The organism is Mesorhizobium sp. CNPSo 4671, assembly GCF_057784245.1.
In genome coordinates this window covers 1-644 of record NZ_JBWLUW010000074.1, presented here as the reverse complement: position 1 = coordinate 644, position 644 = coordinate 1, and the positions used below count along the sequence as shown (strand labels likewise).

Below are 644 nucleotides of genomic sequence, written 5' to 3'. Positions count from 1 at the left end.
GGCCTGCCCATTTCCGTCCAGCTCGGTGCCTCGGCGCTGATCCTGGCGCTGCTGCTTGGCAGCGTGCTCGGCACCATTGCCGCGCTCAACCAGAACAAGCTTGGCGACTATACGGTGATTGCGCTGGCCACCGCCGGCAGCACCATCCCGACCTTCGTCATCGCGCCGGTGATCCAGCTGCTGTTCGGACTGACCTGGAAGCTCCTGCCGATCGGCGGCTGGGGCGACGGCGCCTTCATCAACAAGGTCGGACCGGTGCTCACGCTCGCCCTGCCGCAGATCGCCATCGTCGCCCGTCTGATGCGCGGCTCGATGATCGAATCGCTGCGCTCCCATCACATCCGCACGGCGCGCGCGCTCGGCCTTTCCGACTGGTCGGTGGTGGTCAAGCATGCGCTGCGTGGCGCCATCCTGCCGATCGTCTCGTTCACCGGCCCGGCGGCGGCGGCGCTTTTGACCGGGTCGGTCATCGTCGAGACGATCTTCTCCATTCCCGGCGTCGGCCGCTATTTCGTCGATGCGGCGCTCAACCGCGACTACACGCTGGTGATGGGAACAGTGGTGGTGATCGCCATCTTCACCATCGTCTTCAACCTGATCGTCGACGTCATGTACGCGGTCGTCGACCCGAGGGTGCGCTATGA

At 65.5% G+C, this 644-nt stretch carries 1 protein-coding gene; it reads left to right on the top strand.

Going from position 1 to position 644, the window contains the following annotated elements:
* On the top strand, positions 1-644 hold a 644-nt coding region (locus AC04SF_RS37420), incomplete at both ends, for an ABC transporter permease (protein ID WP_488481880.1).